Consider the following 22,601-nt stretch of genomic DNA (forward strand, 5'->3'; position numbering starts at 1 on the left):
ACTCCCTTTTCTATATATTCTTATTTTACGGAGGAAAAAAAAGTTTAGCAACGTATACGATTTACTTTTCTAAAAATTTCGTAATGGCTGTTTTATTTTCTTCTGTATCAATCTCAATAACAGAACCAGCATGAGAATAGCTATTAAAGGAATACGACCCTTCCACTGGAATCGATAATTTATCAATTTCAAGCTTTCCACTTATAATAGCATCAATCACTCGTTTTCCCTTATCGGTTTTAGAATAGTCTGTTTCTATATAACCCTCCATAGCACCTACAAATTTGGGTACATTCGGTAAGCTTTGAAAAGAAAGCATTTCATCCTTTAATGCCTCAATAACGATTTGCTGACGAGAAACTCTTCCAAAATCTCCTTCTTCATCAGAGCGGAATCTTGCATAACCAAGCAATTCTTTACCATTTAGGTTCTGTTGGCCTTTCGTTAAAGAAACACCAATTTTTTCTGACATATCTTTTTCAACATTTATCGGCACCCCTTCAGGAGCAATTATATCTACCAATGATTCAAAACTGCTAAAGTCAATAAGCGCATAATGATGAATTGGTATATCAAACATTCCTTTGAGTGTTTCTGTCAATAATTGAACTTCTCCTAAATAATAGGCAGTATTTAGTTTATATGATTTATGCCCCGGTATATCTGCATATATATCTCGCATAAAAGAAATAATTTTCACATCATTTTCCTTTTTATCCCAAGAAATAATCATCATAGTATCTGTACGAGCTTTATCTTGTCCACGAGAATCCACACCGAGAACTAAAATATTTTCCCTTTCCCCAGAAGCAAGTACATCACCCTTAAATTCTGAAGGATTATTATTACTATTATTGCTACTTAATTTGTATCCAATATTATATTGAACAATAGAATATACTCCCCCAACTAATATGACTACTACTAATAAAGAAATAAAAACTCTACCTAATCTAAGTTTTCTTTTGCGCTTTCGCCTTGTTTGTTTTTCTTGAATTTCATCCATCCTAAAATCTCTCCTTCATATTATAATAATAACGTATTTTGAAACATTTAGTTTCAGTTTTTTGTGCATCGTTACTTGAAATGATAGAATAAGTTTTAGAAGATTAGGAGGGGTAAATTTGATAGAAAAAGCAACTTTTGCAGGCGGCTGTTTTTGGTGTATGGTAAAACCGTTTGATTCATGGGATGGTATACATAAAGTGACATCTGGTTATATGGGAGGGCATTTAGAAAATCCAACATATGAAGATGTTAAAAAAGGTGAATCGGGTCATCTAGAAGTTGTAGAAATTCAATTCAACCCTGAAGTTTTTTCTTATGAACAATTACTAGAAATTTATTGGCAACAAATAGACCCAACAGATGCTGGAGGTCAATTTCAAGACCGCGGTGAAAGTTACACTACAGCAATTTTCGTACATTCAGAGGAGCAAAGAAAGCAAGCTGAAAAATCGAAGGAATTACTTGCAGCAAGCGGTAAATTTTCAAAGCCAATTGTAACGAGCATTCGAGAAGCAAAGACTTTTTACGAAGCAGAAGAGTACCATCAGGATTTTTATAAAAAGAGTCCGAATCATTACAAAGAAGACAGAGCCCAATCTGGCAGAGACGAATTTATAGAGAAAAACTGGAAATAAGAGCTAGCTTTGCTAGCTCTCTTTTTTATACTTCCGTATTTTCTAAGTATCTATACAATGTTGATTTACTAATGCCTGTTTCATTTTTAATATCTAACAATGTGTAATGATTGCTATGGTACATTTCAATAGCTTTTTTAATATTTTCATCTGATTTTTTGGGACGTCCTAAACTTTTCCCTTGGCTCTTTGCGGTCTCTAGTCCAAGCTTCGTTGATTGTTTAATAATATCAGAATGAAACCGTATGAAGTACGACAAAATAGTTGACAAACTTTCCTCCAAAACTTGATCACTTGATAACTCTTCATCAATAAATCGAATAGATACTCCATCTTTTTTTACTATTTTTAATAACTCCATTAAGTGATGCAAAGTATCTGCAAGAACGATGAATTTTTCAACTACGATTACATCCCCTTTTTGCATTGTCATCAATAATTCTTCTAAGGCCTCCCTTTTTTTAGGTGAGCCGTGTTTCTCTTTTAAAACATAACTTACTTGAAAATCATTTAATTTTTTGGTTTGTTCTATACAATCTTCGTCGTTATACAAAGGTCTTTTGTATCCATAAATCATATTTATCGCCTCAAATCAGTCTCATAAAGGTTCCTTTTTAGGAATATGCGTGCTATGATATTTTAGTCAATTTTAATCGAAGGAGTTTTAACATGCAAACGATCAAAGAACAATGGTTTGGAAATATTCGTGGTGATATACTCTCGGGCATCGTTGTAGCTCTTGCGCTAATTCCAGAGGCTATTGCTTTTTCAATTATCGCTGGTGTTAATCCCATGGTAGGTTTATATGCGTCTTTTTGTATAGCAGTCATTATAGCATTTGTTGGTGGGAGACCTGGGATGATATCAGCAGCAACAGGAGCAATGGCTCTTCTTATGGTGCCACTAGTTAAAGAACATGGTCTGGACTATTTACTTGCAGCGACCATTTTAACTGGAGTTATTCAAATATTATTTGGTGTTTTTAAAATAGCAAAATTAATGAAATTTATTCCCAATGCCGTAATGATTGGTTTTGTAAATTCACTTGCAATTCTAATATTTATGGCTCAAGTTCCTCATTTTATAGGTATTAATACATTAACATATATTTATGTAGCGATAACTCTTGTAATTGTTTATGTAGTACCTCGCTTTTTTAAAGCAATTCCCGCCCAGCTTATTGCGATTGTTTTATTATCATTTGTTGCAATATCTAGTGGAGCAGAACTTAAGACAATAGGTGACTTAGGAAATCTAACACAATCTTTACCTAACTTTTTAATACCGAATGTCCCTTTCAATCTTGAAACGTTGGCTATCATCTTCCCTTATTCCATTGCTCTTTCTATTGTAGGTTTACTTGAATCATTGTTAACTGCATCTATTGTGGATGATATGACGAATACAGAAAGTGATAAAAATAAGGAAGCGCGTGGTCAAGGAATTGCAAACTTCATTAATGGTTTTTTTGGTGGAATGGCTGGTTGCGCAATGATTGGACAATCCGTCATTAATGTCAAATCTGGCGGTAGAGGACGCCTTTCTACACTTATTGCAGGACTTTTTTTAATGTTTTTAATAATTGTGTTAGGGAATCTTGTTGTAAAAATTCCAATGCCTGTTCTTGTAGGTATTATGATTATGGTTAGCATCGGTACTTTTGATTGGGGCTCCTTTAAATATATTATCAAAGCACCGAAAACAGATGCTTTTGTGATGCTCTCAACAGTAATAATTGTTGTTGCAACTCATGACCTTTCAAAGGGTGTCATAGCTGGTGTTTTATTAAGTGCTATTTTCTTTGTTGCAAATATTTCTAAAATAAGTGTAATTGAACGTAATGGAAGATTTATTGTAGAAGGTCAATTGTTTTTCGCCTCAACCGAAAGTTTTATCAAAGCTTTTGAAAATATTGAAGACAAAAAGATTCAAATCGACTTTACAAACAGCAATCTTTGGGATGAATCTGCAGTTGGTAGTGTATTGAAAGTTGCAAGAAAATTAGAAGATAAAGGGACGACTGTTGAAATCGTAGGTCTAAATGCATCTAGTCAAAAACTATATAATATATTGTTAGGATTATCACCTAACCACTAAAGGGGGATATTAATGTATAAGCATATTTTACTTGCAGCTGACGGCTCTGAAAATGCTCTACGTGCTGCAAAGGAAGCGGTCAAAATTGCAAGATGCACAGAAGACTCGTTTGTTGAAGTCGTCTATGTTGCAGACTTCGAAAAAGTAAAAACAGAAATGTTACATGTTGGTTCACCTGAAGCTTTGGAAGTTACTCGTCGACAAAAATTATTTCATATCGAACAACTGCTAAAGAAAAATAATATTGCTTACAAAGTGTCCATTCTCCACGGTACTCCTGGACCAGAAATTATTAAACAAGCAAATGAACAAAATGTTGATCTTGTTATTATAGGAAGTAGAGGTCTTAATAATCTACAAGAAATGGTGCTAGGTAGTGTAAGTCATAAGGTGATGAAACGTGTTCACTGTCCTGCGCTTATCGTAAAATAGATACTTTTGAAAAAGATTAACGAATACAGATCAATGGCGAATGCACATCAATATGTACGGGTGATTAGGTCAAAGAGCACCTCTTCATGAATTACACCCCAATTGTTAGACACGATCTCACAATTGGAGGTGTATTTTTTTATGCTAAATGTACAACTAAAGATAAGATAGCTGCCGCTAAACGATTCAAAAAATCGACCAACTCACTGGAGAGGTGATCGATTTTTTTGAAGAGAAGATACAAAATGGGTTTGTATCGATATTATTTTATACTAATTAAAATGAAACATCTCTCTAAAAACGATAATACAGACAAATTGCCCACTACTATTAAGAGCTATACTTGTTAGAGTGAAACTCTCTTGAACAATTCAAATAATGTACATCAAATTTTGTTAGTACTTAATAAAAGATGCTCCTACAATAATTAGTAAGATAAACAGCACAACAATCAACACGAAGCCCGATCCACTATTACCGTATCCGCCGTATCCACCACTTCCACCGTATCCAGACATCTTATACCCCCTCCTTTCATATTACTATTTATAGATTATGAAAAGATTATGTTATTGATAAGGTTATTTACCTAATATCGGAGTATTTAATTTAAACGCTTTAATGGTGCACTCTTCTACTTGTGGTTGTTACTTTCATAAAACATTTTTCACCTTCAACTAATTAAGGAATCCACTCTTCCTTTTGTTTATAGAGTGTATGCAGATTTAGGTTTACTAACCATTTATTACATCTGAAAACTCATATGCTACTACATTAAGAGGAAAGGAGGATTATACATGGAAAAACATTATTCTTTGAATTGTAACTGCAAAAAAATATGCCATAACAAAAAAAACTGCCTGGAACACAAAAACTGTTCATGCAAGCGGTGTTGCCACAATGAATATTGCAGAACTTGTCACTGTAACCTTTGCCGTGAAGATTTATGCGGCACTGATTTTAAAATCCGATTGGCTGGTTTACAAGGTGGGCTTAACTTCCGACTAAGTCAGCAACTGTGGCGCGAAGCTGAGTTCGAGTTAGATAACGGGAATATAATTAAGGGGATGATTGTCTTTGTTGGATCTAATTTTATTGAAGTGCAAGTAGATGAAATAGTGGAGGATTCATTACAAGATTTGGACAAAGAGTTAACACAGGAATCGCCAGCAGAAGAAAATAAACTAAATGAGTCTGAAACAAGACATCATAGGAAAGGTAAAACGTGGATTTTTTCCATCGATAAAATTGTACATGTTAAATTATCAAGTTCTAACCATCAAATCTTTTTTTAAAAAAATATGTCAGCAAGTAATTTGAAATTTCACTTGCTGACTTTTTTGTTTAAGAATTTATTGTAATAAGCGTGATCTTACCAATTGGGATGATGTTAATTTCTTCTTCCATTTTTAAAACAATCGTTTCTTTATTTACATCTACAAGAAATCCCTCAACTAGTGATTCTTCTATTTTCACTTGAAATCGTTTTTCTTTCATGTTAAGTAAATAGATATTTAAACGGATTCTGAAAAATAAATGAATCAATTCTGGGGAAGAAGAAACTACTTCACCAAAGTGAAATGTTAAATCCCGTCTAAAGCATGGATCTATCTCACTCAGTTCTGGGTCATGGTAAAGCTCTGCAAACCGACCATAGGGCTTGATAGTCTCAATTTGACTATAAGGAACAATGATAATCATTTCTTCTTCTCGAAGGACAACAAAATTATATCCAGCTAAGTTTACGGTTCCCTCGATTTTTTCACCTAGCAAATTTGTTATTTCAACTCGTAAACCAATCAAACCATCAAATGCTTTTTGAAATGTTTCCTCTGGAGGGCGTTCATCAGCTAAAGCAAGATCCAAAAGAAGTTCATTTGCATCTCTAATCTCTTCCTGAAGTTTTTTAAGATCTCCTTGTTGTAGACAGTCCGTTGGGGATGGAAGTTTTGGTGAAGGGAATCGTTCGGGGCAACAATCTTTTGGAAAACATAAATCTTTAGATTGTTCTTGTTCAAGTATTAAACAATCCATATCCTTTTCTATTTCCATTTTCTCACCACCTTTCTCCTAGTGTTTATGTAGAAAAAAGAGAAGAAAAATCTCTTCTCTCATAATTACCTATTGATCTAGCGGGGGTAAGTGTTCTTTTTCCTCATCGTGGACTCTCATAATCCCCCACATGCCTTGCTCTATATCCCATTGAATATTTCCTGAACGGTACATATAGTCTCCTGGGAAATTTCCATATGCTCCGGCTCCGCCTAACAATTCTAAGTTTCGTTTAGCACCTGCGACATTGAATCCAACGAATGATTCTGTTCTGGAATCAATATCCTTTACGTCAAAGCGAAAGCGGTGGCCGTGAAGATGAAAAGTATGCGATCTTCTTCTTTCTGCAGGCGTAACTAACCGAATTGTCACCGGTTCCCCTGCATAGCTTTCAAACAGTGGGGTAGCCGGGTCACCGAATACATGTGAACTAAATACATCATGCACTAAAGGATGTTTTTTATAACGGTTGATTAATCGTTCACTTCGATAGTTAAAGCCCCTCGATCCTTGATCATACGTATCAACTACTTCTTCTTCAGCATCTGACGGAGGCAAGAGAATTCCAGCAATTGGGTCGAGAATAACCTGATCGTTTTTATCAAGCAGCCTCACTCCATCATGCATAATCATAACAAACTCTCTAATATCCGGTAAGAAAGGATTGCGCAATATAACATTAGCTCCTGATTTAACCGGCTTTAGTGTATATGGGTCCAGATATTTTGTTCCCCGTGGTTCTGCAATAAAGGCACCAAATGCCCCTTGTGATTTATGATTACGTATGTCCGCCATATCCCACATCCCACAAGCTCCTACTTGAGAATCCACCCACCATCTGTACACCCTTTTTTCTCCTGGTCCAACCGTTTGGTCTCCATTGAAACCTACTGTTTCTCCTGCAGAAGTTTTCACATCATACTGAATCAATTGAGGGTGAAGCGAGATCCGCAAGGATGGAGGATAAAATGCCTGCTCTTTCACTTCAGGATAAGGGTATATACCATCTTTGAAGGGGAATAGATCTAATTTCAACATGCTTGTTAAAGAAACTTCTACTGTATCACCAACATTGGCACGTATGATTAAAGGTTCCGGCTTTTTTGTGCCTTTTAATATATCATCCATATCTTCCTTTAATGAAAAAATAATTCCATGTGGATCGTGATCTCCGAAATCGTTGTAAGTAATAGGAAGTTGGAAAGCGACAATGTCAAAGTAGCAAATTGGTCCGTTTACATCCATATGAAGAACAGGATTTTCAGCTTGCGGTGGCTTTTTTCCTTCACATTCAGGTAGTGGTTTCGACCGTTTTAATGGCTCTGGACGATCTGATAAAGGTATTAAATCTGGTACTTTTTCGTCAAATGCTCGAATCAATCCCCAAAGTCCATTCCATAAGTCTTCTTCTGTCTCGAATGCCCATAAATAATCTCCAGCTCGAGGGATAAACGTTTCCAGAGTAAATGATTCTGAAATACCGATATGCTGTTGATCTTCCAACTTAGAATTCAAACTGCCTCTCTCTTTAAGCCAAGTAAGTCCATGAACATTAAAACTGTGTGATTCTTCCTGAGCTCCTTGAAGTAGCCGTATACGAATCGAATCACCTTCGTATGCTTTAAAAATTGGTGTAATCGGATCACCATTCACGAAGGAACTGAAGGAATAAGCTGGATCGCAGTCAGGTCCTAAACGAAATTGCAGTGGCTCGTTCTTATAATTTACTCCAAATAGTCCGGGGTCATCTTCAGAACCTGGAAATTTTGGTGGTTGGAGCGGTTTTCCATTTTTATCAAACAGCATAGTGAAGTCTTGGACAAATAAAGAAAAATCACGATAATCAGGAATTAATGGATTGACAGTAGTAATTTGTGTTCCATGAACGACTTTCTCTCCTGAATTTGAATCGATGAATTTCGAGAAGCGCGGATGCACAACTCCAGATCCAAATACTCCATGTTGCTGATGAGCATTTGGAAATAAATGATCATGGAAAAACCATGCTTTTAACTCAACATCTGCGTAATAGGAATACTGTATTGTTTCTCCGGGTAATACAGAGGAATCATAGTTCCATCCGACATTTCCTCCATCATTTACAAGAACATCAAATTTTACAAAATGGATATGAAATCCAGTTTCATAAGTTCTTGTGACGAGCTGAAATGCATCACCGTCGAGAATGTGGGGTAATTTGTTCGTAAAATTAATGTGAAAGCAAGTATGTGCTGAAGCGTGAATCACTAGTGGTTCTGGTTCTTTTTTTCCTGAACAAACATCTTCTAGATCTTCGTCGAGAACAAAAATTCTTCCTTTTGGATCATGCCAACCTTGTTTATTGTATATAATCGGCAGCTCGATTACTGAGATGTTAAATTCCTTCTCCGGTGTCCCTTCAGGGCAAGGATCTGTAAATACTGCTCCGGGTCTAGGATTGTTAATAGCAGCGTGACGTTCTAACTCTGTTAGTCCACGCCCACCTTTAATACCAAGCGGTGGACGAGGTGCCTTAAATCCAACTTTACCAGGAATAAAATTAGGGAATCCAGGTTTTAATTTTGTCGGTTTTGGCGGTGCATTTCGGTCGGGTAATGGCTTTAAAGGTTTTATGGGAACTCCATTTGGATAACACTGACTTCCATCCTGAAGTGTATTAAAAACACGATTCAATCCCCACATTCCAGCAGCAAAATGTGGATAAAGATGACAGTGAATAATAGCATCCCCAAAAGACCCTTGCAAACTACCTAACCCATAAAGAGGCTCAATTGTGTAATGTGACTGCGGACTGGTAGCTTGTGCATCAAAAATTTCAGAGTTGAGGTCTTGCGGATCGCTCAACCATTGATGAACGTGATAATGAAAGACGTGGGTTTCTTGTGTGCCACCATGCATGACTCGGATTTTCGCTGGGTCTCCAACATAACCTCGCAAAATAGGCGTGGATGGATCTCCAAATACCCATGAATCATGATGGACTTCTTCCCCCTCCGTATTCGGACCAACAACACCTTCTGCAATTAGTTGTTGACGTCTGTTTATCGGCTCATATCTATAATTAGCCCCATGAAATGATTCCTCTTCCTGGTTAGTTAAATGATTGATTGGTCGATTCCCCGTTAAATCGTCTACTTCCATTTCATCATGAAATATCCATGCGTATTCCCTGAATGAGGGTAAAAGCGGATGATGAACATCAGCATACACTCCACTATTCATCGGCTTCCCGGTCTCAGGATCTGTCCACCAGGAAAAGCGTTTCTCCACAAACAATGCTCCGAACAGACCATTTGAATTGGAACCATTTTGACCGCTTGAAGGATTACCTAAATCAGAAAAATAATACGTTCCTTCTTTTACAGCATTTATTCGATATAAAATGGAATCTAAAGGAGCTACCGTACTATCTTCGTTTAACCCAACGTTCGCTCCGTCTGCTCGATCCACTTCATACTCCGCTTGCTGAAAATGCATCCCAATGTTAAATGGCAGTTTATTTTCGAGTAAAATTTCCACTGTTTCTCCTTCATTCGCCCTAATTACAAGAGGTTGAACGAGATCAACTGTTGAGAATGGATTTTTTTTGACTAATTCTTTTACTTTCTGTTCATTCTCTTTTAATACATACATCATTCCATTTGGATTGTGGTCACCAAATGAGTTCAAAACTATTCGAATTGGAATAGCAATTACGTGGTACCTTCTCTTCATATTTCTTCCCCATCCGAATTATCTTTTAAATGAGGAATTTTTGCTCCAATCCCCGTTTCAATATAGAACACATCAATTGAGTCGATATGCACATACCATTCTTTCCCCTCTAAAGCAGGTACCGATGTCGTTTGCACATCCATTACGACTATATCTCCAAGTACATCTTTAATTTTTCCGATAAACATAAATGGAAATGATTCTGTCAGTATAAACACTCTTCGTCCAATATTTTTAGTAAAATGATTGACTAGAGCTACTTCTCGATAGTCATTAACTATACTACTAGCTTTGTTCTGGTTAGTCATTCACGCATCCCTCCTCAATTATGCTAATGGGAACACCAAGTCACTAGGTACTTCAGTTGAATAAGATACAATCTGCTCAAGTGGAATACTAAGTGGAAATGGAAATCTATAAAAAGGCGCATTCACCATTTTGATAATGACAGGTGACAGCGTTATATGCCCTTGATAGACGTCAGAAATTGTTCCTGAAAAAACGGGACGAAATACTTGCCCCAATAAGTTAAGTTGTACTGCCTCAGTAATTACAAGCACTTCTTCTCCCATCCATTTTTTTAATTCCAAATATAATTTATCTTCCGTTTGATCCAATAAAAAGCCTCCTATAATTAAATTTCAAAACCCTTCATTTTATATCATTTTTTTTAAAATAGGACTTCAACATATTACTCCATAAAGGAAACAGACCAATCGTAGACACGTATCGAATCGCATTTAGTGAGATTCTCTTTTCTGTCTTGAACATACGAAGGAATAGCTCTTTTTTGGTTGTTTTTGTTATTTTTCCTAGAAATATTTTCTCACCTGTCTTCACTTCTACCCACAGTCCACCCCATGAATTAAGATTTGTTCGTAGAGATTCTTCAAAGAACTGTCTAATTAGTGCATCCTTTTTAGCCACTGTTTCTCCAAATTGAAGAACGAGCTTTTGCTGTAATTGGTTATCATATATAAAGTGTTGATGGGGATTGGAATAGGAAGGAAAACCGAAAGGGATATTTGCAGCTTCGATTGCAGTATAAGGAATCCAAATTCTTTTTTTAAGGTTCGTTAGCATTATGAAATCTCTTCCAATCGTTGCGACTTTTCCTTCTGTTGTTATATATACATCTTTTTCGATAATGGAAGAAACGACTACTTCTTGATTTCGTTTCATTTTAAAAAATTGTTTTAGAATAAGAGGCTTCCTGCGTGTTTCATCTTGAGAGACCACGTTAAATAAATTTTTCTGGTTATTAAATTCTGTAAGAATTCTTGTTTCTTCTATAGAAACTGCACTTGTGGGAGACGAAAAAGATGGAGGGTTCTTCGATCGTTCCTCTGCTTGTGTGATCTTTTCTATTTTCACAAACTCTTCATCCATAAATGATTCCCCCCAATCACTTTATTAGCTGTTGTAAATGATTTGCAATTTCTTCTATATTCACTCGTTTATTACCTATCGCCATGTCATGATGAGCTCTAATTTGATCATTTGAATCCACAATATACATGGAGGTGGAGTGAGTAAGAAATCCATTCTCATCTTTTTTATAGTAAAAATCGAAGTTATTAGTTAATTCTTTTGTATCTTCTTCTGAGCCTCTTAAAAACAACCAATTAGGGCTTGATATTTCAAATAAATTTTTATACTCCAGGATTCGCTTATTTGTATCATATTCTGGATCCAGCGTGACAGATAGGATAATATACTGGTCTTCAGATATCCCCTTTTCATTCATTAATTGTTGCAATTTTTTTAGGTCCATCATGGTGGTAGGGCAAATATCCGGGCAATTAGTATAGTAGAAAGAAATAAGCTTTGGTTTTTTCTCTATGGACATATCATTTCCACTCACTTCAGACAGTTTCCACTCTTTAACTTTACCGATATTTGGTAAATCAATTGATTTTGGCCATAAGAAAAAGAATGCTATAAAACCTATAACTAATATGAAAATACTGACAAATACTTTCATTAGTCCCTCCAAATAACTTTTTGCGAAAAAAGTTTATTTACACTTTAAACGAATAACGGATGAAATGACTTATGAGCGCATGAAGACAAGCAGCAAAAATAGTAATACTATACATATTTGTTGCAATCATCGTTTCTGACTCTATCGGAATATTGCAGAGTGCAGGATTTTTTAGAACAGCTCCTAGCATTGTCCCCATTATTCCGCCCATTGCGCCATTATAAATACCAATCAGTGTAGCAGGAGCCTTCATGATTGCACTAAATTTCCACCCAATGAATAATCCAATTAATACAGGAAGAAGAGAAAAAACTCTTTCTATGGAAGGAAGCAATAGTTCAAGATAAAGTGCTAAGACAAATGAAGAACTCATGGTTATGGCCATACACATTGTCTTTATAAATCGATCATCGAAAATCCAATGTTTCTTTTTGAAAATTCTATAAACAAAGCCTAATTCAATTAGATTCCACGTAAATAAAATCATGATGAGTAGCAAGGATTACATCACGACCTTTTTATTGAAATAAAAATTGTCATTAAACTTAAAACAAAAAAAATATGCATGAACCAAACAAACACGGTTGGCATTTCTAATACTGTTCCAATCATCGGCGACATCAACCCTACGAGCATTCCATTTGTTAAGCCTGTCACAAATGTTTGATAATCGAATAACTTTCCAAATGATCCCCCCGTTATCATTCCTAACGACGTGGCTATAATGGTAATTAATGTGAAATGAAAAGGAAATTGCATTATTAGAAGTACTCCGAATAATAAAGAAATCATGCCTCCCATAACAACGCTTATATTCATCCCTAATTGAAAACCAATTAGTTTCTTGATTTTTCGTAAGTACATATAAAAACCAATAATTAAACAGACATCTATATACAGGAAAAGCAAGATTTTAGTATGTTCCATAGCCCCACCTCTACATACGTTATGTAATATAAGACGAAAACGAAACGTGTCCTATATAAAACTGTTTGAGATATTAGTAAGTAAGCATTCTGACAAATCAGCAGTCCTACCTCTTTAACTCTTTTTATCCCTTGTTCATACACTATGTACAGTTTCACTTTAGAGGTGAGGACTAAAAGCATAATAAATCTACTTATAAGTGGAAACGCTCTTTGCATTAGATACTAAATCTATTATGCTATTTACTATTATTCGGGAGGTATTTTATGGAAGTTGGACCGATTAATGCTTTTGATGGATTTCCTATATGGTATAAAGATGAAAATGGTTTACGGTTTCAACTAAACGTTGACCCTACTGATCCATTCTCTGGTATCACTCCTGCTGATTTACCAGATCCATCACAACCAGTCTCTTTCCCAAATAATTATCCAGGAGAGGCTTTTTATATGCAGGCCGAAGCTGAAATGACAACGGGTACGGGTGAAAGAGCTAGGCTCGTTTTGGCATTGGAAGCTGCATTTGTAAATGAAGTTCCAAGAGACGATGAACAGGTTGTGTTTGGCAGAGTACGTATTCGTGTTGCAGGATTACAGCCAAATATAGAATATACGGTTACACATCCTTATGGAGTCGACACATTCATCGCTGAACCAGATGGAGAGGGCTTCGGAGAAATTAATTTTACTGAAGATATTGGAGGATTAAACGGCGGTGAGTTTCATCTTGCACTGAATAGTCGTGTGCATCCTTTCTTACAATGGGATCCTTCTGTAGCACCAAGTGCCCCAGAAGGATATATTGGCAACCCTGCTGTGTTACATCCAATTGTCGGAAGTTTATTTACTGATCGATTCGGGCAGCCTCAAAACTATTTTCGTATTGAAGGTCCCGGAATCGGGATCGGCTCACCAGATCGTTCAACTACCCTAGGAATTAACGGAGATAACTGTATTGAAACGAACAACTTTACGTTATTAGGAAAAATCTCAACAATTTCTGGTGTTGATGTAACAAGAGCTACTTACACACAAAACGAAAGTTTAGGTGGATTGTTAGATGTATTCGCTACCTCTGACGATACTGCTCAAACTATTAATGTTACTGGAACCAGTTTTAACTCTACATTATTACAAGGTAGCGACGGCCAATATTTTACTCGTCTTCGTTATACGGGTGCACGTCCCCCCAGTACTATTACAGTTACAAATTTAAGTGATAATCCTAACAGTATAAAAGAAGTTGTCCCAGTTGACTTTATTACGGCATCAGCAAACTATGACACGGATACTCAAGACCTTATTATCACCGCTACATCTAGCGATTCAATTGGTGCACCTATTTTATCAATAGCAGACTTTGGCCTTGGTGAAATAATCATTCCATCAGATGGGATTAGTACGACAAATCTCACTTTTGCACCAGCCGTTGTGACGATTAACTCAACCGCAGGAGGTATTAGTTCTATACCGGTAAGTGTGACAGGATCACCAGATGGTCCGATTCCTGTGGCGTCCAATGCCGGTGAAGATGAAACAGTCATTTTCGGTTCTACGGTTACCCTTAACGGTTCTAACTCTACTGGTGTTATCACATCTTTCAGTTGGACTCAGCTTTCAGGTACACCAATTACATTAACAGGAAGTAATACTCCAACACCAACCTTTATAGCACCTAATTCAACTACAACTCTTGTATTTGAATTAACTGTTGAAGGTGAAGGTGGCCAATCCAGAGACACAGTGAATGTTTCAGTAATAGAATTTGCACCAATACCTATTGCAATTGCAGGACCTGATCAAACCGTTTCAATAGGATCAGTCGTAACGTTAGTGGGGAATGCAACTGGCAGTGTTACAAACTATCAATGGGAACAAATCTCTGGGTTTCCTGTTCAGTTAACCAATGCGAACACATCAACAGCTACCTTTACCTTTCCTGCACAATCAACAACCCTATCTTTCCGATTAACCGTTAGTGGTCCTGGAGGCACTTCGTCTGACGACATCCAAATAACAAGCTTCCCCGAAAACCTTACTGTGACTCGTGCAGAATTTCGAACTGGGGAGGCTGAATGGCGAATTACTGGAACATCGAATGTGATTGGTACTGAAGTCATTATTTCCATCTATATCGGTAATGTGTCGGGAGGTCGTCTACTCTCACAAGTGTCAGTAGATACGCTTGGAGAATGGGAGTATCGAGTAGAAGGATCTACCGTACAACCTGATGAAACAAGAGCAATTTCGATTCAATCTAGCTCGGGTGGAACACTCAATAATATCCCACTTAATATTCGTAATTAATATAAATAAGAAATTCGGCTATTCTAAACTAGTTTAATAAAGAAAGGAGAAGATCGCATGGATCAATGTCCAAAATGCAACGAGCAGTATTGTAAATGCGAACTTGGATCAAGAGGACCAAGAGGATATCAAGGCCCTCCAGGACCAAAGGGTGAACAAGGTCCCCCAGGGCCTAAAGGGGAACAAGGCCCTCCAGGACCAAGAGGACCAAAAGGAGAAACAGGACGTGGTAAACAAGGACCAGAAGGACTAAGAGGACCAAGAGGCTATGATGGCCCTCCAGGACCTAGTGGCGGGCCTCCAGGACCAAGAGGAGAACGAGGACCGGCCGGCACCTTAGATTCAGCTTATGGATTTGCCTATTCCGAATCTGAAAGTTTTGTATCTGGTGATGTGAAATTTATCATTGCTGGTCCATTACAAGATGTTGAATTAAAACGTGATGGCCTTGCGGTGGCAAAAGCTGGGGTATATCAAATTAGCTATAAAGTTATATTGGAAACAAATGATGAAACGAACATTCCTTCAAAGTTTCAAATCAAAATCAATGATGCTGTTAAGGTAGCATCATCAACGACACAATCTACTACTTCTACTACTCTAACTTCCACTGAATTATTTTCTTTATTGGAAGGAGACATTGTTAAGCTAGTTGCAGAATTACAGGAAGGTTTTAGTTATAGATTGGCAACATTATTAATTATACAAGTTGGATAAATTAAAATTTAAAAGCTACACTTACAGCTAATAGGCGATATTTGTAGCTTTTTTTCTATAAATTCAATAGAAATTAAAAAACTCTTTTTGTAGTAATAACTTGGATTACCTATTCTGCGTATCTTTTATCTCTTGTGCCTCTCCTTTACCTCCGTAACAATTTTATTCTAAAGCCCTACTTTCTCCTTATGTGCCAGAAAGTCGTTTATAATCCTGATTAATTACTAGTCAAAGTCACTCGGCTAATTAACTTGAATCCCTTTAAATAAAGGGATTATTTATTTTGTTTAAATTCCATGCTATAATAAGAGCATTGTGAATTTAGGAGGTACGAGTATGATTGCAGTAAGTAATGTTAGTCTTCGTTTTGGTGACCGTAAGTTATTTGAAGACGTAAATATAAAATTCACTCCAGGTAACTGTTATGGATTAATCGGTGCTAATGGAGCAGGAAAATCAACATTTATAAAAATTCTCTCTGGGGAAATAGAGCCTCAAGAGGGTAACGTAATTATGAACCCTGATGAACGTCTAGCGATTTTAAAGCAAAATCACTTTGAGTACGAGGAATATACTGTTTTAGAAACAGTAATAATGGGTCATAAACGTTTATATGAAGTAATGAATGAAAAAAATGCTATATACATGAAAGAAGACTTTTCCGATGAAGATGGCATGCGAGCAGCTGAATTGGAAGGCGAATTTGCTGATTTGAATGGCTGGGAAGCAGAATCCGAAGCAGCAATCCTTTTACAAGGTTTAGGAATTCCAGATAGCATGCATCAAAAGAAAATGTCTGAGTTAACTGGTTCTGAAAAAGTAAAAGTGTTATTATCTCAAGCATTATTTGGTAAGCCAGATGTTCTTTTACTGGATGAGCCAACAAACCATTTAGACATTAAAGCTATAAAGTGGTTAGAGGACTTTCTTATTAATTTTGAGAACACAGTTATTGTTGTGTCCCATGACCGACATTTCTTAAACAAAGTATGTACACATATTGCTGATCTAGACTTTAGTAAAATTCAAGTTTATGTTGGTAACTATGATTTCTGGTATGAGTCAAGTCAACTTGCCCTTAAAATGTCGCAAGATCAGAATAGTAAAAAAGAAGAGAAAATTAAAGAACTACAGGCATTTATTGCTCGATTTAGTGCAAATGCTTCCAAATCAAAACAAGCAACTTCTCGTAAAAAAATGTTAGATAAAATTGAACTAGATGATATCAAGCCTTCTTCACGTAAGTATCCATATGTAAACTTTGCGATGAAACGAGAAATCGGTAATGATGTTCTTCAAGTTCAGGACTTGGGGTACACATTTGAGGGAGAAAAATTATTTTCTCAAATAAATTTCACTTTGAATAAAGATGACAAAATTATTCTTATTGGTGATGAATTAGCTAAATCTGCTTTACTTCGAATTCTTGCTGAAGAGGAGGAACCACAAGAAGGCTCCATTCGTTGGGGTGTAACTACTTCACGTGCATACTTCCCTCTCGACAATGCTAAATATTTTGAAGGCAGCGAAGCTACACTTGTAGATTGGTTACGTCAGTACTCTCCAGAGGACGAAAGTGAAACATTCCTTCGAGGATTTTTAGGACGTATGTTATTCTCTGGTGAAGAAGTGAAGAAAAAACCATCTGTCCTCTCAGGAGGAGAAAAAGTTCGCTGTATGTTATCTAAAATGATGCTATCCGAATCAAATGTTCTACTTCTTGACGAGCCAACTAACCATTTGGATCTCGAATCAATTCAAGCATTAAATAATGGACTAATCGCATTTAAAGGCGCAATGATATTTACATCTCATGACCATCAATTCATTCAAACGATTGCAAATCGTGTTATTGAAATTAAAGAAGACGGTTCAATCTTAGATAAGCAGTTATCATATGATGAATATTTGGATTGGAAAGAACAACAATAAAAATAATAGGGTATTCTTATTCGATACTTATCGAATGAGAATACCCTTTTTTTATTACTATGGTCTATTTAGTCTTTGATGTAAAAGTCCATCTGATTGATTATTTTCACCTATTACAAAATCAGTCATATAATAGGAAAGATATTTGCCATAATGATTACTCGTTTTCAACAATAGCTCATCAACATAATACGAACCTTTTGGTATTTGGTCTAAAAGCAATACTGCTAATGATGCATAAACTCCGCAAGCTACTTGAAAGTAGGTTGCATTCGTTTTGAATTTCTTTAAAATCTCATTATTATTTCCTATATTGTATATAAAACATTCTTTATCCTCATAAACTAGAAGCACGCCAATTAAATCTTCTCCAATTAAAGGCGATTCGAGAGGATCCAATACTTTCTTTTCCAAACTCCAAAGCTTATCCAATTCATCTATATTCGAACGGATTAACTCTGTTGTATGGTCATTTACCTTATATAAAAAGCCACACTCAAAATCATATTGCTTTCCTAATGTGAGTACTTCCTCATGCGGCATTAAGCATCCATAAAACTGTTTGTCCCCTAACTTCACCTTATATTCAATATTATAAACCTTTTCATATAAGAAATGGGGAGTGTGTTGCTTCATAAACATAGGATAGTTTAATATAGCCTCATCTAAAAAACTTTCTGGAGACCAAGTAGTGTAAATGACATTCTCTTTAGCTATTTTATTGTTTTTATAAAATGTATTGTCATTTTCAACAATATAACAACCAAGAGCTTTACCTTCTGATGCATGCATATTTAGTAACTCGATTGCCATCCATTGCACTACACCTGGATTCATTCCAGAACCAATTATAGAAGTGGAATTATTTAATAAATCTTTCTTCTTTTCTAGAATATTTAATCGCTCAATTAACCCAAATCTTTCGTCTTGCTTTTCATCTCCATCAATTATTGTATTCTCTAGTGCTGTGTTTACATATTTAATACCTAATTGATCACAAATTTCAAGCATTTTAACAGTATCTGCACGAGAAACATCTATAACTACAGTTGTCATCGATTGTTTAAGATGATTCCTAAAATAATTTATATCATTTAAATCAAATTGATGGATTTCGAATTGGTTCATTAAATTAGGAAACAAATTAGTAAAATAGCATTCCTCTCTTTGCTTTTGATCAATTAAATGAATCTTACTATGCTTTATATGACAATGAATTGGATCCTCTGTATCACTCACCGACTGATTTAAAACAGAGAGTATGGATTTTGCAACCCCTCCACTACTCCCTAGTATTGATATCACTGTATGATTAAAATTCACTCTACCACCTCGTATATTTTTTATTAATATATGAGATAAAATTAATAGAGTTTAGACAAACGGCTTATAGATTCCTAAATAAAAAATGACTTTAAATTCACGAGAAAATTTAAAGTCATTTCTATTATGATTATTTTGAAGTCTTCAACAATCTGCTAAGCAAAGATCTTGCAGGAAGCTTACCGAGCAACGAATTACTTGACTCAGATATTTTCTTTAAAGCATCTAACAACTTATGATCCCCTGCCCAATGCTCTTCAATAATGTCAGGGGAAAATTTATTTAATAACATATTAATTACAAACGTGGCAACAATAATATCATCAATAAAGCCACCTGGACCAACTAAACCTTCTGGCAACACATCGATTGGAGTAATAAAATATAATATTCCACTACCAATCAAAGTCTTACTTTTAGTATCAATACGATTATCGACCATTGCTTTAACTAATAAATGAAAAAGATCAGGAGCAAATAATAAATAGGGAGCGAATTTACTCGCTTTTCCTGTTTTACTTTCTAAGAAATCCGTCATTTTTACACGTAACTTTTCATAAAAAATCTTTCTGTTCCTCATAGGCTGGTATATCTTTTTTTAGTTCAAAGTTCATTAGAATCTCCCCTCTCTCATTTTACTATACCAAAAAACATTTATTTTGAAACATTACAGCTCTTGTAAGCGACTATTTTAACAAATATAGGAGGGTTAAAATGAAAAGATTACTTTTTCTAATAATACCATTTCTTTTTCTTATTGCTTGCCAACCGAATGAGGAAGAAATCATTGAACCTAATAACGACACAACCACTAGTACAGAAAATGAAACTACAATTCAATATAAAACCTTAGCTGAATTTTTCCAAGAAGATCAAACTATTGCAAATTTTAAAGGTGAAGGAAATGAATATGCCTCTTACACTTTGCAAACACAACATCCATATGAAAACTACGTCGTAACGTATGAAGATAATGGTGGTACCATTGTTCAAAGAATTTACCGGATTACAAAAGACAATATCGGTCTGCTCTCAGAAATGGGAGAAGCATATGATCCTGTTATACCTTCTTTTAAAGAATTGGAATCTATGCAAGTAATTGATATATATTTAGCTGCTCCACTTGAGGTGGGTACACGATTCAATGATTGGGAAATTGTTTCTACTCAAGAAACTGTAGAAACAGAATTCCAAACCTTTGAAAATGTTATTGTAATAGAAAAAAAGGAAAAACAGGGAAATATTACTCGAAAGTTCTTAGTAAAAGACTATGGAGAAATTAAAAGAGAATTTATTATGGTTTCAGATGAAGCAGAAGTAATCGTCACGTCTACATTTGAAAAGTTATTATAATTTAAAGAAGCTGATCATAATTAGATTAGCTTCTTCAATGAGTTCAATTATTTTATTAAGAATTCATTTAAAGCTTGTTGTAAAGTACCAAAAGTTTTTGTTTCTTTATCAAAATTAATCCCTAGTTTAATCATTTGTCTAACAACATCTGGACGCAAGCCAGTAATAATTGTGCGACATCCCATCATGGAAGTACCGTATATAGTTTTCATTAGGTTTTCAATAACTTTGTTTTCCATTTCAGCTATGCCTGATAAGTCAATAATTAATATTTGTATATGAAGTCTATTAATCTCTGTTAAAACCTTTTCCTCTAGAATGGTCGTTCTAAATGAGTCCATTGTTCCAATTAAAGGTAGTATACATATAGTTGGTGTTATTGGAATAATTGGAACAGATAAGTTTTCAACTACTTCCCTTTGAGACAAAAGCAATGCATCCTTAAAAGTTGAATAGTTAATAAAGAATGAATTTAAAAAGTCATCAATTTGATTATTGAGTTGTTTTTCCAATAAGAATATTGAATCTAAATTGAACTTTTGCTTTTCCTTGTTAAGTTCCTGCATGAAGCTCCAAAGGGTCCTGCGAATCGCTTGTACCCATTCCAGTTTAAAAGACAAAGTTAAGGAATGTGTTGCCCACGCGATTCCTTCTTGTTTTGCAAATAACTTAAGTTCTGTTTGTTTATCGCCTTCAAGGATAAAATTAATTAGTTTGTGTGCATTATTAATAAGGTCAATTTCACCAACCCTTAAGATATCGTTTATTTTATCTCTTACATTTACAGCGTGACTCAATAATTGGTTTTCAAAATCTTGTTTATGTTTATTAAAATACCCTTTTATATCCTCATCTATTAGTACCTTTTCCAAATCATTTCCCCCCAGAAATTATTAATACTTTCAAGAATTCTCTTTTCCCCTTTTAAGCAATCTTTAAACATAAACTATAAATAAAATTTACAAAAAAAAAGAAGCCCATCGAAATGATGAGCTTCTCTTCTATTATTATAGTTTTGTTACGTTTGCAGCTTGAGGTCCGCGGTTTCCTTCAACTACTTCAAATTCTACTTTTTGACCTTCTTCAAGTGATTTGAAGCCTTCTCCAAGAATAGCTGAAAAGTGTACGAATACATCATTTTCACCTTCTACTTCGATAAATCCAAATCCTTTTTCAGCGTTGAACCATTTTACAGTACCTTGTTTCATTCTATTACCTCCAAAAGTATTAATCAATATGTGAAAAACAAAAATTCACATATTCCATGAAGTACCGACATCACATCGATCACTACATAGGATATGTGAATTTCAAAACCGGCTTCTCACTATGAATTGTTATTTAAATTATATCAGTTGGATAAATTTAGTCAACAAATAATTTTATAATTCAAAATCGTTTATCGAAGATCATTCCAAATGATACCGTGGTAAATTTGGAGATCCTCGTCACATGAATCACAAAAACATTGTTCTTTTACTGACCAAAATGCCCAATATTTATCTCTTTTTACTTTTTCAAAAGGGAAATTTCGTCTAAATTCCTCCAGTTTCTTATTTAAATATTCAAGCGCCTCATTTTCTTCCTTAAATGAAACCAGTTCTACTATATGCTCTTCCCAACCTTCAAATTCAAACCAAGGTTCGTAATCTGCTTTCATATAAATAATTTCAATCATTTAATCGCCTTCTAACATATATTGTTATTTCATATTTTACTGCTATCTCTAAGAAAGTCTACTCAAATGACTTATTCAGTACATTAATAAATTGAAAATCCTTTAATTTTCAGTTAAGTTAAATGTACAAGTTATTATACATCTCAAAGGAGAAGATTTTTTTGAATAAACGAGCACATATTATTATGCGTAGTGATGTAGATGGTGTGGGTTTTCGTTTTTTAGTTAAACAAAAAGCTCAATCTCTTGGACTAAAAGGGCAGTGCAAGCAAAATAACGAGAAAGACATAATGATAGACATTGAAGGGAATACTAAGAGTATGGAAGAATTCATTCAATTTATTCAAAAAGGGGTATCTCCTTTTATGAAAAACAACTCATTTGAAATTGAGTTCTTTGACGATTTAATTGGATATACTACAATGGAAACAGATATTGTATAA

General features: G+C 35.2%; 25 protein-coding genes. 9 read left to right on the plus strand and 16 right to left on the minus strand.

Annotation, left to right across the window (positions count from 1 at the left end):
• Positions 1–61 precede the first annotated feature (61 nt).
• The gene (locus P2Q73_RS11050) at positions 62–1,006 is read right to left on the minus strand and encodes an LCP family protein (RefSeq protein WP_275786954.1); all 945 of its coding nucleotides are present in this window, start codon (positions 1,004–1,006) and stop codon (positions 62–64) included.
• Between the two features lie 121 nt (positions 1,007–1,127).
• On the opposite strand from P2Q73_RS11050, the gene msrA reads away from it, so the two are divergent.
• Positions 1,128–1,643: a peptide-methionine (S)-S-oxide reductase MsrA gene (msrA, locus tag P2Q73_RS11055; protein WP_053592126.1), complete on the plus strand. Its 516-nt coding sequence runs from the start codon at positions 1,128–1,130 to the stop codon at positions 1,641–1,643.
• Positions 1,644–1,668: 25 nt separating this feature from the next.
• Here msrA and P2Q73_RS11060 read toward each other — a convergent pair whose 3' ends face one another.
• Positions 1,669–2,220, minus strand: coding sequence for a recombinase family protein (locus P2Q73_RS11060; protein ID WP_275786956.1), 552 nt, complete (start codon positions 2,218–2,220; stop codon positions 1,669–1,671).
• A 92-nt stretch (positions 2,221–2,312) separates the two neighbouring features.
• Here P2Q73_RS11060 and P2Q73_RS11065 point away from each other — a divergent pair, with 92 nt between their 5' ends.
• Together P2Q73_RS11065 and P2Q73_RS11070 are read left to right on the plus strand one after the other, a co-directional pair.
• Positions 2,313–3,740 (plus strand): SulP family inorganic anion transporter, encoded by a 1,428-nt coding sequence (locus P2Q73_RS11065; RefSeq protein ID WP_275786959.1) that lies wholly within the window; start codon positions 2,313–2,315, stop codon positions 3,738–3,740.
• Positions 3,741–3,752: 12 nt separating this feature from the next.
• Positions 3,753–4,172 carry a universal stress protein gene (locus P2Q73_RS11070; protein ID WP_275786961.1) on the plus strand — a complete coding sequence of 140 codons (420 nt, stop codon included), beginning with the start codon at positions 3,753–3,755 and terminating at the stop codon, positions 4,170–4,172.
• 395 nt (positions 4,173–4,567) lie between these two features.
• Here the strand turns inward: P2Q73_RS11070 and P2Q73_RS11075 are convergent, their stop codons facing one another.
• A complete protein-coding gene (locus tag P2Q73_RS11075; RefSeq protein WP_082355197.1) occupies positions 4,568–4,690 on the minus strand; it encodes a YjcZ family sporulation protein in 123 nt (40 codons plus the stop codon).
• A gap of 279 nt (positions 4,691–4,969) precedes the next feature.
• On the opposite strand from P2Q73_RS11075, the gene P2Q73_RS11080 reads away from it, so the two are divergent.
• Positions 4,970–5,467 (plus strand): hypothetical protein, encoded by a 498-nt coding sequence (locus P2Q73_RS11080; protein ID WP_275786964.1) that lies wholly within the window; start codon positions 4,970–4,972, stop codon positions 5,465–5,467.
• A gap of 49 nt (positions 5,468–5,516) precedes the next feature.
• On the opposite strand, the gene P2Q73_RS11085 is transcribed toward P2Q73_RS11080, so the two are convergent.
• The 8 genes from P2Q73_RS11085 to P2Q73_RS11120 form a co-directional block, all read right to left on the minus strand.
• The gene (locus P2Q73_RS11085; protein ID WP_275786967.1) at positions 5,517–6,224 is read right to left on the minus strand and encodes a hypothetical protein; all 708 of its coding nucleotides are present in this window, start codon (positions 6,222–6,224) and stop codon (positions 5,517–5,519) included.
• A 69-nt stretch (positions 6,225–6,293) separates the two neighbouring features.
• Complete coding sequence (locus P2Q73_RS11090) at positions 6,294–9,938, minus strand: multicopper oxidase domain-containing protein (RefSeq protein WP_275786969.1); 3,645 nt, start codon at positions 9,936–9,938, stop codon at positions 6,294–6,296.
• Positions 9,935–10,246 (minus strand): hypothetical protein, encoded by a 312-nt coding sequence (locus P2Q73_RS11095; protein WP_275786972.1) that lies wholly within the window; start codon positions 10,244–10,246, stop codon positions 9,935–9,937. Before P2Q73_RS11095 ends, P2Q73_RS11090 begins: the two co-directional genes overlap by 4 nt.
• An 18-nt stretch (positions 10,247–10,264) precedes the next feature.
• Positions 10,265–10,555, minus strand: a complete 291-nt coding sequence (locus P2Q73_RS11100; RefSeq protein ID WP_275786975.1) for a hypothetical protein — start codon at positions 10,553–10,555, stop codon at positions 10,265–10,267.
• A 34-nt stretch (positions 10,556–10,589) separates the two neighbouring features.
• Positions 10,590–11,327 (minus strand): hypothetical protein, encoded by a 738-nt coding sequence (locus P2Q73_RS11105; protein ID WP_275786977.1) that lies wholly within the window; start codon positions 11,325–11,327, stop codon positions 10,590–10,592.
• A gap of 16 nt (positions 11,328–11,343) precedes the next feature.
• The gene (locus P2Q73_RS11110; RefSeq protein WP_275786980.1) at positions 11,344–11,922 is read right to left on the minus strand and encodes an SCO family protein; all 579 of its coding nucleotides are present in this window, start codon (positions 11,920–11,922) and stop codon (positions 11,344–11,346) included.
• A gap of 37 nt (positions 11,923–11,959) precedes the next feature.
• Positions 11,960–12,295, minus strand: coding sequence for a hypothetical protein (locus P2Q73_RS11115; protein WP_275786983.1), 336 nt, complete (start codon positions 12,293–12,295; stop codon positions 11,960–11,962).
• Positions 12,296–12,429: 134 nt separating this feature from the next.
• On the minus strand, positions 12,430–12,849 hold the full coding sequence (locus tag P2Q73_RS11120; RefSeq protein WP_275786986.1) for a hypothetical protein: 420 nt from the start codon (positions 12,847–12,849) through the stop codon (positions 12,430–12,432).
• A gap of 266 nt (positions 12,850–13,115) precedes the next feature.
• Between P2Q73_RS11120 and P2Q73_RS11125 the strand changes: the two genes are divergently transcribed.
• The 3 genes from P2Q73_RS11125 (at position 13,116) to P2Q73_RS11135 (ending at position 17,804) form a co-directional block, all read left to right on the plus strand.
• Entirely contained in the window at positions 13,116–15,155 is a 2,040-nt protein-coding gene (locus P2Q73_RS11125; RefSeq protein WP_275786989.1) for a PKD domain-containing protein, read from the plus strand.
• Between the two features lie 57 nt (positions 15,156–15,212).
• Positions 15,213–15,872: a collagen-like protein gene (locus tag P2Q73_RS11130; protein ID WP_275786991.1), complete on the plus strand. Its 660-nt coding sequence runs from the start codon at positions 15,213–15,215 to the stop codon at positions 15,870–15,872.
• Positions 15,873–16,208: 336 nt separating this feature from the next.
• Positions 16,209–17,804, plus strand: coding sequence for an ABC-F family ATP-binding cassette domain-containing protein (locus P2Q73_RS11135; protein ID WP_275786994.1), 1,596 nt, complete (start codon positions 16,209–16,211; stop codon positions 17,802–17,804).
• A gap of 57 nt (positions 17,805–17,861) precedes the next feature.
• On the opposite strand, the gene P2Q73_RS11140 is transcribed toward P2Q73_RS11135, so the two are convergent.
• Both P2Q73_RS11140 and P2Q73_RS11145 read right to left on the minus strand, forming a co-directional pair.
• Positions 17,862–19,127: an S-adenosylmethionine decarboxylase related protein gene (locus tag P2Q73_RS11140; protein ID WP_275786996.1), complete on the minus strand. Its 1,266-nt coding sequence runs from the start codon at positions 19,125–19,127 to the stop codon at positions 17,862–17,864.
• Positions 19,128–19,257: 130 nt separating this feature from the next.
• Positions 19,258–19,707, minus strand: coding sequence for a YkvA family protein (locus P2Q73_RS11145; protein WP_275786999.1), 450 nt, complete (start codon positions 19,705–19,707; stop codon positions 19,258–19,260).
• A gap of 134 nt (positions 19,708–19,841) precedes the next feature.
• Here P2Q73_RS11145 and P2Q73_RS11150 point away from each other — a divergent pair, with 134 nt between their 5' ends.
• Positions 19,842–20,480: a hypothetical protein gene (locus P2Q73_RS11150; RefSeq protein WP_275787002.1), complete on the plus strand. Its 639-nt coding sequence runs from the start codon at positions 19,842–19,844 to the stop codon at positions 20,478–20,480.
• A gap of 47 nt (positions 20,481–20,527) precedes the next feature.
• On the opposite strand, the gene P2Q73_RS11155 is transcribed toward P2Q73_RS11150, so the two are convergent.
• The 3 genes from P2Q73_RS11155 to P2Q73_RS11165 all read right to left on the minus strand — a co-directional run bounded on the left by P2Q73_RS11155 (position 20,528) and on the right by P2Q73_RS11165 (position 22,158).
• Positions 20,528–21,352, minus strand: coding sequence for an STAS domain-containing protein (locus P2Q73_RS11155; protein ID WP_275787004.1), 825 nt, complete (start codon positions 21,350–21,352; stop codon positions 20,528–20,530).
• Positions 21,353–21,487: 135 nt separating this feature from the next.
• Entirely contained in the window at positions 21,488–21,688 is a 201-nt protein-coding gene (locus tag P2Q73_RS11160) for a cold-shock protein (protein ID WP_053589611.1), read from the minus strand.
• Positions 21,689–21,879: 191 nt separating this feature from the next.
• On the minus strand, positions 21,880–22,158 hold the full coding sequence (locus P2Q73_RS11165) for a DUF1033 family protein (protein WP_275787008.1): 279 nt from the start codon (positions 22,156–22,158) through the stop codon (positions 21,880–21,882).
• A gap of 161 nt (positions 22,159–22,319) precedes the next feature.
• On the opposite strand from P2Q73_RS11165, the gene P2Q73_RS11170 reads away from it, so the two are divergent.
• Positions 22,320–22,601 carry an acylphosphatase gene (locus P2Q73_RS11170; protein ID WP_056829750.1) on the plus strand — a complete coding sequence of 94 codons (282 nt, stop codon included), beginning with the start codon at positions 22,320–22,322 and terminating at the stop codon, positions 22,599–22,601.

It is taken from the genome of Bacillus sp. Cr_A10 (assembly GCF_029222665.1).
GTDB lineage: Bacteria > Bacillota > Bacilli > Bacillales_A > Planococcaceae > Psychrobacillus.

Excerpts from the sequence above, each read along its gene's own strand:
- P2Q73_RS11050 (WP_275786954.1), bottom strand. The coding sequence starts at position 1,006 with ATGGATGAAATTCAAGAAAAACAAACAAGGCGAAAGCGCAAAAGAAAA.
- P2Q73_RS11060 (WP_275786956.1), bottom strand. The coding sequence starts at position 2,220 with ATGATTTATGGATACAAAAGACCTTTGTATAACGACGAAGATTGTATA.
- P2Q73_RS11065 (WP_275786959.1), top strand. The coding sequence starts at position 2,313 with ATGCAAACGATCAAAGAACAATGGTTTGGAAATATTCGTGGTGATATA.
- P2Q73_RS11070 (WP_275786961.1), top strand. The coding sequence starts at position 3,753 with ATGTATAAGCATATTTTACTTGCAGCTGACGGCTCTGAAAATGCTCTA.
- P2Q73_RS11075 (WP_082355197.1), bottom strand. The coding sequence starts at position 4,690 with ATGTCTGGATACGGTGGAAGTGGTGGATACGGCGGATACGGTAATAGT.
- P2Q73_RS11080 (WP_275786964.1), top strand. The coding sequence starts at position 4,970 with ATGGAAAAACATTATTCTTTGAATTGTAACTGCAAAAAAATATGCCAT.
- P2Q73_RS11085 (WP_275786967.1), bottom strand. The coding sequence starts at position 6,224 with ATGGAAATAGAAAAGGATATGGATTGTTTAATACTTGAACAAGAACAA.
- P2Q73_RS11090 (WP_275786969.1), bottom strand. The coding sequence starts at position 9,938 with ATGAAGAGAAGGTACCACGTAATTGCTATTCCAATTCGAATAGTTTTG.
- P2Q73_RS11095 (WP_275786972.1), bottom strand. The coding sequence starts at position 10,246 with ATGACTAACCAGAACAAAGCTAGTAGTATAGTTAATGACTATCGAGAA.
- P2Q73_RS11105 (WP_275786977.1), bottom strand. The coding sequence starts at position 11,327 with ATGGATGAAGAGTTTGTGAAAATAGAAAAGATCACACAAGCAGAGGAA.
- P2Q73_RS11110 (WP_275786980.1), bottom strand. The coding sequence starts at position 11,922 with ATGAAAGTATTTGTCAGTATTTTCATATTAGTTATAGGTTTTATAGCA.
- P2Q73_RS11115 (WP_275786983.1), bottom strand. The coding sequence starts at position 12,295 with ATGAGTTCTTCATTTGTCTTAGCACTTTATCTTGAACTATTGCTTCCT.
- P2Q73_RS11120 (WP_275786986.1), bottom strand. The coding sequence starts at position 12,849 with ATGGAACATACTAAAATCTTGCTTTTCCTGTATATAGATGTCTGTTTA.
- P2Q73_RS11125 (WP_275786989.1), top strand. The coding sequence starts at position 13,116 with ATGGAAGTTGGACCGATTAATGCTTTTGATGGATTTCCTATATGGTAT.
- P2Q73_RS11130 (WP_275786991.1), top strand. The coding sequence starts at position 15,213 with ATGGATCAATGTCCAAAATGCAACGAGCAGTATTGTAAATGCGAACTT.
- P2Q73_RS11135 (WP_275786994.1), top strand. The coding sequence starts at position 16,209 with ATGATTGCAGTAAGTAATGTTAGTCTTCGTTTTGGTGACCGTAAGTTA.
- P2Q73_RS11145 (WP_275786999.1), bottom strand. The coding sequence starts at position 19,707 with ATGAGGAACAGAAAGATTTTTTATGAAAAGTTACGTGTAAAAATGACG.
- P2Q73_RS11150 (WP_275787002.1), top strand. The coding sequence starts at position 19,842 with ATGAAAAGATTACTTTTTCTAATAATACCATTTCTTTTTCTTATTGCT.
- P2Q73_RS11160 (WP_053589611.1), bottom strand. The coding sequence starts at position 21,688 with ATGAAACAAGGTACTGTAAAATGGTTCAACGCTGAAAAAGGATTTGGA.
- P2Q73_RS11165 (WP_275787008.1), bottom strand. The coding sequence starts at position 22,158 with ATGATTGAAATTATTTATATGAAAGCAGATTACGAACCTTGGTTTGAA.